The organism is Rhodococcus sp. p52 (assembly GCF_000763325.2).
GTDB lineage: Bacteria > Actinomycetota > Actinomycetes > Mycobacteriales > Mycobacteriaceae > Rhodococcus > Rhodococcus pyridinivorans.
In genome coordinates this window covers 3,820,063-3,834,608 of sequence record NZ_CP016819.1, presented here as the reverse complement: position 1 = coordinate 3,834,608, position 14,546 = coordinate 3,820,063, and the positions used below count along the sequence as shown (strand labels likewise).

11 protein-coding genes and 2 pseudogenes are annotated in these 14,546 nt (G+C 65.2%); 8 read left to right on the top strand and 5 right to left on the bottom strand.

Annotated elements, in window-relative coordinates:
- Positions 1 to 87: 87 nt before the first annotated feature.
- The 3 genes from IM25_RS17720 to IM25_RS17710 are packed head-to-tail and all read left to right on the top strand — an operon-like array spanning position 88 to position 4,363.
- A complete protein-coding gene (locus IM25_RS17720) occupies positions 88 to 1,035 on the top strand; it encodes a hypothetical protein (protein WP_152640992.1) in 948 nt (315 codons plus the stop codon).
- On the top strand, positions 1,032 to 2,678 hold the full coding sequence (locus IM25_RS17715; protein ID WP_033098195.1) for an ABC transporter ATP-binding protein/permease: 1,647 nt from the start codon (positions 1,032 to 1,034) through the stop codon (positions 2,676 to 2,678). The genes IM25_RS17720 and IM25_RS17715 overlap by 4 nt, the downstream gene beginning before the upstream one ends.
- Entirely contained in the window at positions 2,675 to 4,363 is a 1,689-nt protein-coding gene (locus tag IM25_RS17710; RefSeq protein ID WP_033098194.1) for an ABC transporter ATP-binding protein, read from the top strand. Before IM25_RS17715 ends, IM25_RS17710 begins: the two co-directional genes overlap by 4 nt.
- Before the next feature lie 181 nt (positions 4,364 to 4,544).
- Here the strand turns inward: IM25_RS17710 and IM25_RS17705 are convergent.
- From IM25_RS17705 to IM25_RS26980, 3 genes and pseudogenes are all read right to left on the bottom strand, one after another.
- A pseudogene (locus IM25_RS17705) lies at positions 4,545 to 5,275 on the bottom strand (potassium channel family protein).
- A 108-nt stretch (positions 5,276 to 5,383) separates the two neighbouring features.
- A pseudogene (locus tag IM25_RS17700) lies at positions 5,384 to 5,707 on the bottom strand (integrase core domain-containing protein); the annotation flags it as partial.
- Between the two features lie 449 nt (positions 5,708 to 6,156).
- Positions 6,157 to 6,408, bottom strand: coding sequence for a DUF6480 family protein (locus IM25_RS26980; protein ID WP_084295036.1), 252 nt, complete (start codon positions 6,406 to 6,408; stop codon positions 6,157 to 6,159).
- Between the two features lie 292 nt (positions 6,409 to 6,700).
- On the opposite strand from IM25_RS26980, the gene IM25_RS17690 reads away from it, so the two are divergent.
- Positions 6,701 to 8,068 carry a cupin domain-containing protein gene (locus tag IM25_RS17690; protein WP_232333353.1) on the top strand — a complete coding sequence of 456 codons (1,368 nt, stop codon included), beginning with the start codon at positions 6,701 to 6,703 and terminating at the stop codon, positions 8,066 to 8,068.
- A 66-nt stretch (positions 8,069 to 8,134) separates the two neighbouring features.
- Positions 8,135 to 8,974 (top strand): sucrase ferredoxin, encoded by an 840-nt coding sequence (locus tag IM25_RS17685; RefSeq protein WP_052040129.1) that lies wholly within the window; start codon positions 8,135 to 8,137, stop codon positions 8,972 to 8,974.
- Between the two features lie 30 nt (positions 8,975 to 9,004).
- On the opposite strand, the gene eat is transcribed toward IM25_RS17685, so the two are convergent.
- Positions 9,005 to 10,459, bottom strand: coding sequence for an ethanolamine permease (gene eat / locus IM25_RS17680; RefSeq protein WP_006552114.1), 1,455 nt, complete (start codon positions 10,457 to 10,459; stop codon positions 9,005 to 9,007).
- A gap of 432 nt (positions 10,460 to 10,891) precedes the next feature.
- Between eat and IM25_RS26120 the strand changes: the two genes are divergently transcribed.
- Positions 10,892 to 11,068: a hypothetical protein gene (locus IM25_RS26120; RefSeq protein WP_019289471.1), complete on the top strand. Its 177-nt coding sequence runs from the start codon at positions 10,892 to 10,894 to the stop codon at positions 11,066 to 11,068.
- Between the two features lie 150 nt (positions 11,069 to 11,218).
- Positions 11,219 to 11,653: a VOC family protein gene (locus IM25_RS17675; RefSeq protein WP_019289470.1), complete on the top strand. Its 435-nt coding sequence runs from the start codon at positions 11,219 to 11,221 to the stop codon at positions 11,651 to 11,653.
- A 42-nt stretch (positions 11,654 to 11,695) separates the two neighbouring features.
- Here the strand turns inward: IM25_RS17675 and IM25_RS17670 are convergent, their stop codons facing one another.
- The gene (locus tag IM25_RS17670) at positions 11,696 to 13,186 is read right to left on the bottom strand and encodes a PAS domain S-box protein (RefSeq protein ID WP_198162505.1); all 1,491 of its coding nucleotides are present in this window, start codon (positions 13,184 to 13,186) and stop codon (positions 11,696 to 11,698) included.
- Between the two features lie 163 nt (positions 13,187 to 13,349).
- Between IM25_RS17670 and IM25_RS17665 the strand changes: the two genes are divergently transcribed.
- A complete protein-coding gene (locus IM25_RS17665; protein ID WP_033098224.1) occupies positions 13,350 to 14,522 on the top strand; it encodes an acyl-CoA dehydrogenase family protein in 1,173 nt (390 codons plus the stop codon).
- Positions 14,523 to 14,546 lie beyond the last annotated feature (24 nt).

Below are 14,546 nucleotides of genomic sequence, written 5' to 3'. Positions count from 1 at the left end.
CCCGGTAGCAGCATCGGCCTCCCGCCGACGCTGGCGATGTCATTGACGGCACACACCCCCGGAGCCCCCCTCCCCCCAGGACCGCGGATGAACCCGTGGCGCCGATTCGGTACTCCATGTGTTCCCACAGAAGGACGAATCGAAGAGCTGCTCTGCGCCTTGTGGTACCCGGGCGACTGGCACCTCCGCGACGACGGCAGCGTCACAAGTATCGCGCGCCGGCCCATCCCGTCAGCCGGCGCGACATACGCGGTGCATACTCACGTGATTGTCGGCGGGGATGGAACCGACGGCCTCGATCCAGGCCACTATGCGTACGACCACGACAAAGGACAGCTTCTTCGCAGAGACAACGCCAGGGAAACCGCGGCGGGCTGGGAACTACCGCGCAGCCCTTCCCCAGGCTCGCGGTTGGTGTTCAGTGTGCAGCCAGGCCGTAGCTTCGGCCGATACCGGCACCGCGCGTGGCCGCTGTGGATCGCCGATGCCGCATATGCGCTGGAGGCGGTGCGCTTTCTTCTCGACACGGACTTCCCCACCGTCTTCGGCCCAGGGCCGGAGATCCGTGCACAACTCGGCGTGCCACCTGCTACCGAGACATCCGCCTGGCTCTCTCGGGGCCTCGTACCCGAGATTCCGCTCGTCTCCATCGAACTGCCCAGCAACTGGGACATCGCCTCACAGCGGAGACATGCTCTTGCGCGGCGACGCTCACCGAAACTTGCCGACTTCGTAAGAAATCCGGTCCGCGACACCAACGCCGCACACCTCGCCGAACTCGCAGGCCAGGCCTGGATTGCCCATGCCGACCGCATCGAGACATGGAAGATCATCCCGAGTGCCTCAGCCGAGACCATCTACGACGCCCTCTGGCATGCCCATCGCGCCGCCGCCCGGCTGTGCTACGACGCCGCGCTGTCCCAGAAAGTGAGATGCCGGCCTGTCTCCGGAATCCCTGCTGCGGCAGAGAGTTGGACGATGCACGCAGTGGCAATGCTCGACGGCGTCGAGAATAAGGAGGAGAAGGCCGAATGATGATCGTCCGCGAGCTGTGGCGTGAAGCGAGGCACTTCTCCGGATTGCTCGCCGGGAGCGTGCTGCTTGCTCTGCTGGTGTTCGCCAGTTATGTCGGCCAAGCGGTCGCGATCGCGTGGGCACTGACCGCGACGCTCCAGGGCACCGGCCCTACGGTGATCATCGCGCTGGCATCTGTCACAGGGCTCGCAGTTGCGCGAGTGCTGCTGGTGGTGGCGCAAGATTCGGTCTCGGCGCGTCTCGGAGGCCTGGTTCGTCGAGAATTGCGGCATCGAGCAATCCGGTCGGCGTTGACCGCAGAACGGTTGCACGATGCGGGAACCCGCGACGGCTCCATTCGCGTCGCGCTCAGCGACGGCATCGATGGGACGGACACGTACGTCTCGAAGTACATCCCTGCCGTTGCTCTGATCCTCATAGCATGCCCGTGCATCGTCGTTGCTCTCGCGGTACTGAACCCCTGGGCGGGTTTGTGGGTCGCGGTCGCCGTGGTCATGGCTCTGGCAGGACCGCTTGCGTGGAAGACGATGATGTCGCGCCGGGGCCTCGAGCATTGGGACTCCTATGAAGCACTGAGCGCGGACCTGCTCGAGTCGCTTCGAGGCATGGCGACATTGCGTGCACTCGGCGACGTGCCCAGCACCCGGCAGCGGATGCACGAGCGATCGGAGGCGCTGCGCACGGCAACCGAACGGGTGATGCGAGTGTCCCTGGCAGAGACCGGCGTAACGGATTTCGCGATCCAGGCAGGTACCGTCGCCGCGGTCATGACGGCGATCGTCCACGCCGCGACCGGGCAACCCCCGGCGTTCGAGGTCTACCTGATTCTTCTGCTGTCCTCGGAAGCGTTCCGCCCGATCCGTGACCTGTCCCGCTACTGGCACGCCGGGTTCCTGGGGCTGACCGCGGTGCCCGGCCTGCACCGCTTGGGCGCGTTCGATTCGCCCGACAACGGTTCGGGTACGTGTGTCGTCGAACACGGAAGGTCCGGCAGGAACATACAGTGCCTGCAAGCTCGAGGACTGCGATACCGCTACCCAGGCTCCGACACCACGGTGTTGGAGAGTTTGGATATGACGGCACATCGGGGCGTACTCACGGCGATCATCGGTCCGTCCGGGGCCGGCAAATCGACGTTGTTCGACGTGCTCCTCGGCTTCCTGACACCCGAGTCGGGCACAGTCGAACTCGACGGCAAGTCCCTGCGCGCCGGAGACATCGCCGTCGTGTCGCAACGCCCCGTCCTGTTCACCGGAACGATCCGCGACAATCTCACCGTCACAGGCGAAACGACGGACGCCGACCTTGTGGACGCGTGCCGGGCAGCGGGCATCCTCGACGAGATTCTGGCCTTACCGTACGGTTTCGACAGCCGCGTCGCCGAAGCCGGCCTGAGCCTGTCCGGCGGTCAGCGGCAGCGTCTCGCGCTCGCACGCGCCCTGCTGACACGGCGTCCGGTGCTCCTCGTCGACGAGCCCACCAGTGCGCTCGATCCCGCACGCGCCGCTGAGGTAATGGAAACGCTCCGACATGCTGCGGCAGATCGGATCGTCGTGATGATCACGCACCGGCCCGAAAGCCTGTCCGGTGTCAACGAGCAGTTCCGGCTCGAGCACGGCCGGCTGGAAAGGAAACTCGTTTGAGCATCCGCAGCTCCCTCCATGCGTTCCGCGCGCTACTTCCCGCACTGCGCCCCGAGTACCGCGGCATGCTCGCCAGCTATCTCACCGGCACAGCCAGCGCCCTCGTCCTTGCTGCGCTGGGCGTTCTCACCGCCTGGGGTATCGGACATACGGTCGTCGAACGCACCGTCCCCGGCGCGACGTGGTGGGTTGCTGTAACCGTTCTGGTGCTGGTCCGCGCTGTTCTGACCTGGCAGGAGATGAACGTCTCGCATGCCGTTGCCTACCGGGTGCTGGCTCGGCTGCGCATGGCGCTGTTCGACTCGTACGCACGCAGCGTGCCCGGACGCCGTCGTGAACACTCGGGCCGCGCGGCCGCGGTCGCGATGGACGACATCGAAAAGCTCGAGTTCTTCTACGCACACACACTCGCCCAAATCGCCACATCACTCACGGTGTTCATCTCTTCATTCGCCACGGCGTTCATCTTCCTGCCGTCCGCCGCGTGGATCATGCTGGCCGGAGCTGTACTCATCGCGGCCACCGCACTGGTCGCGCGACACCGGATCCAGCAGCTGGGTGATGCGGAGCAGCGACTGCGCGCGGACCTTTCGACGCAGATCGTCGATGCACTCGGATCGCTCCGAGAAGTCCTCTCCTACGAACTGGAAAGCAAGGTTGTCGCTGACACCCTTAACACGACGGAGCGGGCTACCGACGTCACCCGGCACCAGGGAAAGCTGACACAATTCGTTACCGGACTCCGCGAAGCGCTCGTCACCACGACCATCATCGGTGTCGTCCTTGTCGGTGCTTATGCGACCGGAGCGCTGGGCGGCGCCGCGACCGGAAACTTGCAGCTTGCGCTGCTCCCCTCGATGGTCGCTCTCACCCTCGCCGGTGTCTCGGCGGTCTCTGACGCTGCGACCACGCTCACGCAGCTCCATCCCCTCACGGCCAGCGCCGGACGCGTCCACGACGTCCTCCGGCGCGAGCCGGTTGTTTCCGAGCCGCCCTGCCCGCGCGCGATCCCCGACGGGCCGCTCGGACTGCGAATCCAGAACCTGTCGTTTACCTACGATGACCGTGCCATGGCGGTATGTGGCTGGTCTGTCGAAGTGCAACCGGGAGAACACGTCGGTCTCACCGGGGCTTCGGGAGCGGGCAAAAGCACGATCATCGCGCTGGCCGCACGGCTCTGGGAACCCCTGTCAGGAACGATCGAGCTGTTCGACGATCACGGCGAGCGCGTTCCGCTCCAGGACGTTGACGATTTTGCGCTCCGGCAGAGCGTCGCGCTGGTGGATCAGGAGACCACACTGTTCCATGGCACCGTGCGAGACAACCTGCTCCGCGGGGCAGGCCCGGTTTCGGATGACGAACTTCTCCGGATACTCGAACGCGTCGAAGCGGACGGGTGGGCCGGTCTCGACAGCGAGATCGGGCAGGGAGGGATCACTCTCTCCGGTGGGCAGCAGGCGCGCCTTGTCCTTGCCCGAGCGCTTGTTCGTCGGCCGCGGATCCTTCTCGTCGACGAAGTCACTGCCAGCCTCGATCCCGAGACCGAACACGCGATCTCCGGTGTTCTTGCCAACTACCCGGGCACCGTTGTAATTGCCTCGCACCGGGACGAAACCCTTCAGCGCATGCACCGGGTAGTCCCGATCCGATCTGCAAGTGAAGCCATCGCGTCACCGGCACGATAGGTAACGATCAGCTCGTGGTTCGGCCGCGCGGCGATGCGCGCCGCGCAGTCGACTCTATGGTCGACCCGGTTCAGCCCCTGATCGCCGGACGGCGGGGTCCCAGATTCCCGTCTCATCACCGCACAGTGCATCGTCATCGAAGTTCCCATTGCGGTTGCCGCAGGATCTGGTCCGGGCGGGGTCAATTCGCCACCAAGCGCAGATACAGCAATCTGTCATCAGCGACGATGACGCCGAGCTCGGGAGAACCCACCCGGATCAGCCGTCCGTAACGGACGACCCCGAGCACGATGACGGGCAGCTCCCGCGGCGAAAGGCCGAGCTCGTGCGGCTCCACACCGCGTTCAGAGACGGCGAACCCATCCTCGGGAGTCAACAGGTCCTCGATCATCTCCATCACCGTGGGAGTGGCAGGGGCCAGGCCCAGCAACCGGCCCGCCCGTCTCAGCGGACACCACGACCGTATCGGCACCAGACTGGCGCAGCACATGGCCCCGGCCAAGTGCAACACATCCGACTTGGTGGCCGAGCCCTGTACGGTCACCAGACCCTGCCGCGATGAGGAAGAACGCTCGCAGCGGCGTGATGACCAGGATGTTTACCAGCCGCGCCTGCGGGGTGAGCGGAGTGATGTCGCCGTAGCCGGTGGTCGACAGCGACACGGTGGCGTAGTAGACGCAATCCAACAGCGGCAACGGGGTTGTCCTGTACGTCGCGGTAGCCGTCCCGACCCGGATACACCACGATCACCGCCGCGGTCAGCGCGGCCAGGGCGTAACCGATGCGGCGCACGATCGCCCGGCCCGGGCTGGTCTGTTCCTCCGGGACCCGCAGCACCCCGACCAGAGCGAAGTCGGGACGGTCGGTGAGGGTATCCGAGCGTCGCAGCGGCACCCGCAATCTACTGGGCATCGACGGTCGGATCTGTCGATCGGACGGTGAAAAGCGCTACCCACGGCATGGTCATCAGCGTCTACGTAACCCTGATACTGAACCATCCCGGGTCTCATGCACACATTGTCATTTGTGTGCGACCGGTTGATCGGCACGGTGTTCAGCGTAGTACTTGGCTCCATACTCGGCCGGTGGGATCCGCCCAAGGCGGTGCATGAGCCGGCCGGTGTTGTACCAGTGCACCCACGCCGAGGTGGCTTCCTCGACGTCACTGACAGTGCGCAGCGGGCCCTTGCGGAACGGGGAATCGTCGGCGATGCACTCGGCCTTGTAGAGCCCGATCGTCGTCTCTGCGAGGGCATTATCGTAGGCATCGGCCACCGACCCTATCGACGGCCGAATCCCTTGCAGGAACAAGGTTTCCTCGAACCGAAGAGCCGTATACTGGGCGAGTTCAACCGGTCGATGCAACACCGGGCTACTGCAGGGAGCGTAGCTGCTCGGCGAAGACCTCGGCCGGGGTTCGCCAGCCGAGCACCTTGCGTGGCCTGTTGTTGATCGCCGGTCTGCAGGCAGTCAACTACGACGACAAGCTCGACGCTCGGTGGATGTCGCTGGTCACCGATCTCGACGGTCAACTGGCAGCGCAGATCAGCAGGGACTCCGACGCCGGGGCGATCACTTCGCTCTCGGACGACCATGAGGGTCTTGTCACGACGCTGACCGACATGATCGTTATGGCGTTCTCGAGGACCGATCGAACCCGCCGTCGCATCGAGTCGACTGATACGGCGGCGTCATATCGCCTTCGTGGCGTGGTGCGACCGGTCCACGCCTCCTCTACTACTGCAAGGAAATTCGCTTTTCCGTTACCTCTTCACCTTCATTTCATCGCGCGCTCAGAACAGCCCGACTGCTCGGATGATCAGACCGACAGCCACCACCAGGACCACGATCACCACGATCGCGATGGCGATGAGGGCCCCGGCACTGCGGCGCTGCGGCGGTTCGTGTTGCGGACCGCCCACAGCAGTCTCGGCGGGCGGAGTATCTCCGGGCGCCCCCCCGCCTCCGGGTTCGAGACCAGGAGTGTTCGCGGGATCAGGGTTCTGCGGGTCGAACTTGGACGCGTCGGGATTCTCGTCAGCCATACTCTCCTGTACCCGATTATCGGCGAGCAACGCCTCGACTTTTCTTCTTCGCAGCGCCGCGCGTGCGAGTGCGCAGGGTACAACGACTGGGACAACGGTTCGATGATCCCGGAATCGACGTGGCCGCCGATGCGCCCGGATAAGCTGACAACGGCCGAACGATATACCGCTGCAGGCTCCAGGAGCCGGTAACGCCGCTGTTCCCAAGCCTTTTTTACCTCGGGAGGAATCATGACCGACCCACAGCAGGATCCGAACAAGGACGAAGGCCAGGAGGGCCCGGCGGACGGCGGTGCAGTCGGCGTCCCGGGCGTTCACGATGGTGGCGCTGATGGAGGCGCCGACGGGGGCGCCGACAGCGGTGGCGACGGCGGCGCCGATGGTGGAGCCGACAGCGGCGGTGACGGCGGGGCTGACGGAGGTGCCGATGGCGGAGCCGACGGAGGCAGCTAGGTGTGAGGACTCCTCATATCGCATCCAGGACTCCGGCGTCGAAACGGACGTCGGAGTCCTGGAAACACGCTTGATCGACATCGGTCGGGAGAAGTTCGCGTCCGAAATCTGGGGACGTGCACCACTGCTGACGCGTCGCGCCGGCACATTCACCGACCTGTTCTCCGCCGAGGCGGTCGACGAACTCATCTCGCGCCGAGGACTTCGCACGCCCTTCCTTCGCGTCGCCAAGGACGGGACGACACTGCCGGACTCGTCGTTCACCTCCCCCGGCGGGGTCGGAGCGACCATCTCCGACCAACTCGACGACACGATGCTCTGGCGCAACCTCGCCGACGGTGCCACCCTCGTCCTGCAGGCACTGCACCGCACATGGGAACCGATCTCGCAGTTCGGCACCGCTCTGAGCGACGAACTCGGACATCCCGTCCAGGTCAACGCGTACATCACACCACCTCGGAACCAGGGGTTCAGCCACCACTACGACGTCCACGACGTCTTCGTCGTGCAGATCGAGGGAACGAAGAGGTGGGTGATCCACGAGCCCGTCCACCCGGCGCCGCTACGCAATCACCCCTGGACCGATCATCGCCCCGCTGTCGCCCGAGCCGCGACAGAGCCGGCGTGCATCGACACAGTGCTCGAACCCGGCGACTGCCTCTATCTGCCGCGAGGCTGGATCCATGCCGCCGAGGCCCGAGGGGAGATCTCGATCCACCTCACCGTCGGCATCCATACGTGGACGCGCCACGCACTCGCCGAACATCTGACCCGAGCAGCACTCGCTGCGCTCGGCGACGATCCCGGGATGCGCGGCGCACTGCCCATGGGCATCGACGACCCGAATGATGAGATCACCGCTGTCCGTGATCATCTCATTGCCGCAATTGCCAACGCGGACGTCACCTCCCTGTTCCATCGTGCCCGGCGGGAGCAGGCGCGTCCGGCACCGCTGGGGCCGCTCGCCCAATTCGCCGCCGTCCACGATCTCGGCTCCGACACCACGGTGAAACTCCGCAGCGCGCTGTATGCACGTCTGGAAGGTTCACACCTGGTCACGCGCGTCGGCCGCGTCACCGTGGCGGACGATGAAATGCCGTCTGTCACGCGCCTGCTCGACGGCCGATCCCACCCGACGAAAACCCTCGGGACCGACCTGGTCGAACGGCTGTTGCGCGCAGGGATCCTCGTCCCCGCGGAACAGTGACGGTGCACTGTGGCCTCAGCCGAACGCTTCTTCTGCGCAGACAGTGCCCGACAGCGGGGTGACCCGATGGCCGGCACGGCCCCACGCGGATTCGCTTGGATCCTCGTCGAATATCGGGGCAGATGGCCGGTGAACGGGTTCGAGGGGCTCGATCTCGACGCCGCGACCAAGACGGCCGTGTTCTCCGCCGCGCAGGCGGCTCGCGCACGCATACTGCTGGTCAAGCGCCCGGGCCGTCGTCGCCGCGGAGGACACGACCATTGGGCGGTGCTCCGCCGCGAGACCTCGGGCGCGGTGCGTCAGCAATGGGGAACGTGGGATCGCGAGGAGGATCTGACACAGATCGTCACCGCCCTCGAGACACCCGGCGACCTCGGTGGCCCCTCCGTCCTCCTGGTCTGCGCTCACGGTCACCACGATCCGTGCTGCGCTGTGCGTGGGCGGCCGGTCGCACGCGCTCTGGCCGAGCGCTGGCCCGACCAGGTGTGGGAATGCTCGCACGTAGGCGGAGACCGGTTCGCCGCCAACGTCGTCGTCGTACCCGACGGTGTCTACTACGGCGGTCTCGACGCCGAATCGTCCGTCCTCACGATCGAAGAACACTTCTTCGACCGGATCCACCACCACCATCTACGCGGCTACACCGATATGTCTCCGCCTCAGCAGGCCGCGCTCGCCGCCACGCTCCGACGCTTCGGTCCGGCCGGGCGCAGCGGTTACGTGATCGCCGAGAGTGTGCGCGAGGGTGATCGCTGGCGGGTCCGGCTCGCCGGTCGTGCACCGCACCCGGAGCGTGTCGACGTCGAACTGCAGGCCCACCGCACTCCCCCGTGCCGATTGACCTGCCGTGGAGCGCCGACGGGTTCCGTCATGCTCTACGAACCCACCTCGGTCCGCGCGGTGTGAGCGGACGGCCGCGCAATCGGCCGCAGGTCGTCACCCCAGCTCTTCCTCCGCCTTCGCGAGGGCCGCGAACTCCTCGTCCGGGGAGTTCGCGACGAGGTGGTGGCGGCTGTAGAGACCGAAGTAAGCCATGCATGCAGCGAACGCGGCGAACGTCCACAGAGCCGCAACAGGATCGACGAGGAAGGTGGCCACCACAGCGGCCGCAGCGATCACCAGCGCGAACGATGTCGTGACGATTCCACCGGGTGTGCGGTACGGACGCCGCATCCCGGGCTCGCGGACGCGCAGCACGATGTGGCTGACCATCATGAGTACATAACTCACGGCGGCACCGAAGACCGCCATGTTGAGGAGCATCGCGCCCTCACCGGTCAGCGACAGGACGAAACCGATCACGCCAGGAACGATCAACGCGAGCATGGGTGCCTTGCGGGAATTCGTCACCGACAGGCTCGTCGGCAGGTAGCCGGCCCGGGACAGCGCGAAAGTCTGCCGCGAGTACGCGTACATGATGGAGAAGAAGCTGGCGATCAACCCGGCGAGCCCGATGTAGTTGACGACCTTCGCCGCTGTCCCGTCACCCAGCGCCTCGACGAGCGGGTTGCCCGAGGTCGACAACCCCTCGGCGCCCAACGCACCGGTCGCCAGGAACAGCACGGTCGCTCCGGTCAGCAAGAGCACCAGCATGCTGGAGATGATGCCGCGCGGCACGTTCTTCTCCGGCTCACGAGCTTCCTCCGCAGCGAGAGGAACGCCCTCGATCGCCAGGAAGAACCAGATCGCGAACGGGACCGCGGCCCAGATACCGAAGTAACCGAACGGCAGGAAGCCCGAGGCGCCGACGGCATCGGTCGGCGCGATGTCCGTGAGATTGTCGGACTCGAACAGTCCCACCGCAGAGACTGCGAAGATCACGAGTCCGGCAAGTGCGATGGCGGTGATGACGAACATCGCCTTGAGCGCTTCGCCCGCACCGGTGAGGTGGATGCCGATGAAAATGGCGTAGACAGCGAGGTAGATCCACCATCCGTCGGTGATCCCGAAGATGTTCAACGATTCGACATAGCTGCCGATGAACGTCGCGATGGCCGCCGGTGCGATCGCATACTCGATGAGAATGGCCGTACCGGTGGCGAATCCGCCCCAGGGGCCGAGCGCGCGGCGGGCGAAGGTGTATCCGCCCCCTGCGGCCGGAAGGGCCGACGACAATTCCGCCATCCCGAGCACCATCGCGAAATACATGCCCGCGATGACCACGCCGGCGATGAGCAGACCGCCGAATCCGCCTTCGGCGAGTCCGTTGTTCCATCCGGCGTAGTCACCGGAGATGACATAACTGACACCGAGTCCCGCAAGGAGCACCCACCCTGCGGTTCCTTTACGAAGTGAACGTTTTTCGAGGTATTCGCTCTTCTCGGCGTGGAAGTCGGCGCCGTCGTGGTGCTTGCGGGTCCTCGAACTCTTCGATGGTTCTACGACTGCCATTCCGTCTCCCTGAGGCGATCGGTTCGTACGGCGGCGTCACGCCGAGGTGGAACGTCGCGCGAGCAGCTGCCGGTGTTCATGAGCTACCCCCCGGGGTCGTGGAGAATCGCGCAACGAGATGGAGTGCAGCCGTGTAACTCGGATGATCCAGCATCCTCCCGGGCGAACAGGGTGTCTGTTCGTTTCTCGAGTATCGGAGAAGACTGTTGCAACTCTGTTGCGCGCCTGTAATGGAACGCACGGTTACGCAGCCTGCGGGCGGTCTTCTACCAACCGACGACACGTGGAGGATTCGAAGTGACAGCGCCGCTGTGGGCGGTAGCGATCGTGGCCGTGGCTGCGTTCGGATGGGGCGCATCGGTGGTGTAGCGGGCTCATCGTAGTGTCGTACGCCGATCCGAAGGTCTGCTCTCGGCAACTGGGCGTACCCGGGTGAAGACAGGGCGCAATGTTGCGGTCGCCGGACTGGGCGTCGGAGCTCCGAGTCTGGCGATCGCGCTCCTGCCGACCATGGACAAGGTGGTCGTGGTGATCGTCGTTGCGCTGCTGATGCCCGGCTTGTTCCATCTGACTCGCGAGACCCTCGCCTACCCCGTGAACGAGCACTGAGACTGCGGATACGACCGTCAGCTGTCGGTGTCCACGTCCGTGGTAGCGAGAATCGATGCCCGCCATCGACCTTCGGTTCGACGACCGAGTGCGATATCGCGTCCGAGAATGCGGTTGCTCGGTCCGGCACTGCTCCCTAGGGTGGCCCGCATGGCATCGGTCAGGCAGGTACAGGTCACGTTCGATTCCACCGAACCCGAGCGACTCGCGCACTTCTGGTGCGCTGTTCTCGGCTACGAGGTGCCCACGCCGCCCGACGGGTTCGCGACATGGACCGACTACGACGCAAGCCTGCCCACAGAGTCGCAGGGACGCGCGTTCGTGTGCGCCGACCCGACCGGTACCGGGCCACGGCTGCACTTCCAGCGAGTACCCGAAGAAAAGGTAGTGAAGAACCGGGTGCATCTCGACGTCCGCGTCGGGACAGGCTTGGAGGGTGACGAACGCCTGTCTGCTCTGCAAGCCGAATCCGACCGGCTGGTCGCGCTCGGCGCTGCGCAGGTGAAGGTTCTGCACGCCGACGGCGTCGACGAGTCCTGCATCGTCATGCAGGACATCGAAGGCAACGAGTTCTGTCTGGACTGAAGGACGCGCGGCAACCGGTGGTGTCGCGATCGAGGAACGGCGCTACACACCTACCGATGGCGTGCCACCGACGATCGGAAGCCGCAGACGAACCTCGGTTCCCCGCGGCTCGTTCGGAGAGAACTCGATGTCGCCGCCGTGACGCTCGACGATGTGCTCCGACACGATCAAGCCGAGCCCGGAGCCGTCCTGCTTCGCGGAGAACGCCCCTGAGACGAGTTGATTTCGTGGGGCTCGTTCCATGCCTCGGCCTTCGTCGGCCACCCGGATGCATGCCCAGTCACCATCACGGCAGGTCGTGACCCTCAATTCCTTCGCCTCCGTTGTGGGCAGGACGATCTCGTCGATCGCGTTGAAGCACAGATTGATGATGACCTGACCGATCAACACGCTCTCCCCCTGCACAGGCAAGCTCTCGACGGTCCGATCGACCACCACCCGCACGCCCCGTTCAGCCGCGCGCAACCGAACGAAATACAGGCTCTCCTCCATCACGTCGTTGAGATCGATGGCCGACGACGTCGATTCGATGCGCCGCACATACCGTTTGACCGACGCCACGATCTCCGCAGCACGGCTCAACTGCTTCTCCGCCATGTCCAGACCGTAGGAGAGTTGATCGCGGTCGAGAGTGCCACCAGCAACGCGCGTTTGGAGACCACGCAGGTAGTTCGACGATGCCGCCAGTGGTTGCCCGAGTTCATGGGCCAGGATCATCGCCATGTCACCCATCGCGTTGTAGCGGCTCAAATACTGCAGGTTCGCTACCTGGTATTCGTGGCGCTGCTCCAACTCGACGCGGTCGGTCACGTCCCGGATCACGAGCACCCGCGAGACCATGCCGTCGTGCACCACGTCCTCGAGCTCACCGGCGAGCCAGGTGACGCGGCCGTCCGGCTTCTCGATCTTCTGCCGGATCTTCACCGATCCGGTGCCCGACGCTAGCTTCGACACCACCTGCTCGGAATCCAGCGAGGGATCGCATCGCCCCAGGTCCTCGAGGTGGGCCCCCATCAACTGTTCGGTGGTCGAGCCGAACAACCGCGCCGCGAGTGGTGAGATGTCGTCGATGCAGTTGCCGTCGTCGAGCACCAGGATGCCGGCCGAGGTGTGCGTCATGATCCGCTGCAACGACTGCGACACCCAGCTGAGTTCCTGCTGGATCTCCACCTCATCGGAAATGTTGCGGAACTCGACCATCACCACCGGACCGTCCTGGAACTGCACCAGGGACGCGTTGGCGTCGGTGAGGAAGTCCATCCCGTCCTTGGTTCGATATTTCCACTGCCGCCGACTCGATCCATGTACGACCGCGGACTGCAGCCACGCCACTCCCAGCGCCCGGCGATACTGACGTTCCTGACTGCTCATGTGGTGCGCTTTGAGCGGCCGCAACTCCTCGAGCGTGAAACCGAACATCCGGCACGCAGCGGGATTGGCCCACAGGATGTTCTTCGACGCAGCCTCGTGGATCAGGATGCCGGTCTGCGTTCGCTCCGCCATCGCCTGGAAGTCACGTCGGGTAGGGAACATCGATCAACACCTCCGGGAGCAGGACGGTCCATCGTCCGACGCGCAACGTCGTCACCGCCATTGGGAATTACTTTATGGCCTCGGGAGAAAGTCCCGATACCGCCGTAACCGGCTCGTCCATAGCGTGTTCATCAGCGCGAACACGTACCGAAACGGAGACGGCATGACCATCCCCAGCACGACCGAACGGATCGAGGCAGCGCCGGCGGGTCCGGCGCGGGATCGCGCGTTCGAGCACGCGCTCGAAGTGCTCCGCGACCGGCGCGACGAGTTCGACCAGCAACGCTTCGTACCCCCCGACTACATCGCATTGCTCAAACAGGCCGGACTGTACCGGGCATCCACGCCGGCACAGTTCGGTGGCGAACCGATGGCGCCGTCGTCCTTCATGCACCTCGTCGAACGGATCTCTGCGATCGATCCAGCCACGGGCTGGGTCGCCAGCTTCGGATCGTCGCTGGTGTACTTCTCCGCTCTCCCGGTCGCGACCCAGGCGAAGATTTACGCTGACGGCCCGGACATCGCCTACGCCGGCGGCTTGTTCCCCATGCAGGAAGCCGAGAAGGTCGACGGTGGCTATCTGTGCAGCGGGCTGTGGCAGTTCGCGAGCGGCTGCCGAGGCGCCGACATCCTCGGGATCGGTCTCGCCGGCGGCCCGGACACCAACGGCATGCCTCTCACCGCGCTGGTGAATCCAGCGGACGTCGAGATCGTCGAGAACTGGGACGTGGCGGGCATGGGAGCCACCGGCTCGCACTCGATACGCGCTGACCAACTCTTCGTGCCCGAAGAGATGACCTTCGTCCGCGGCGGCGCACCGAAAGTCGACGAACCGATCACCCGCTACCCGATGCTTCCCTACGCCGCGCAGGTGCTCGCGGTGGTCACGCTCGGAGCAGCGCGCGGTGCCCTCGACTACGTGCAGGAGGTCGGTGCAGCGCGCTCCAGCATCACCGGCGGTGCCGCCAAGGGCAACCGTCCCGCCTACAAGATCGGTCTGGCCAGGGCTGAGGCCGATCTGCGGTCGGCACGTGCATTCTTCTACGAGGTCACCGACGAAGTGTGGAGTCTTGCGCTTGCGGGCGATCCGATCTCCGACGAACACAGGGCGATGCTCCGCTTGGCAGCGACACATGCCGCGCATGTCGGTCGCACCGTGGTGCTGTCGGCCTTCGATCTCGCCGGCACCGGCGCGATCTACGACAGTCATCCTCTCCAGCGATATCTGCAGGATGCGCTCGTTCCTGCCCAGCACGCCATGTTGCAGACCAACACGTTCGAGGCCGCCGGTTCGATTCTGCTCGGTCTCGACGCCGATATCCCCAGCTTCCCCTGATCGCCTCTCCGACCGTGCGAGCCC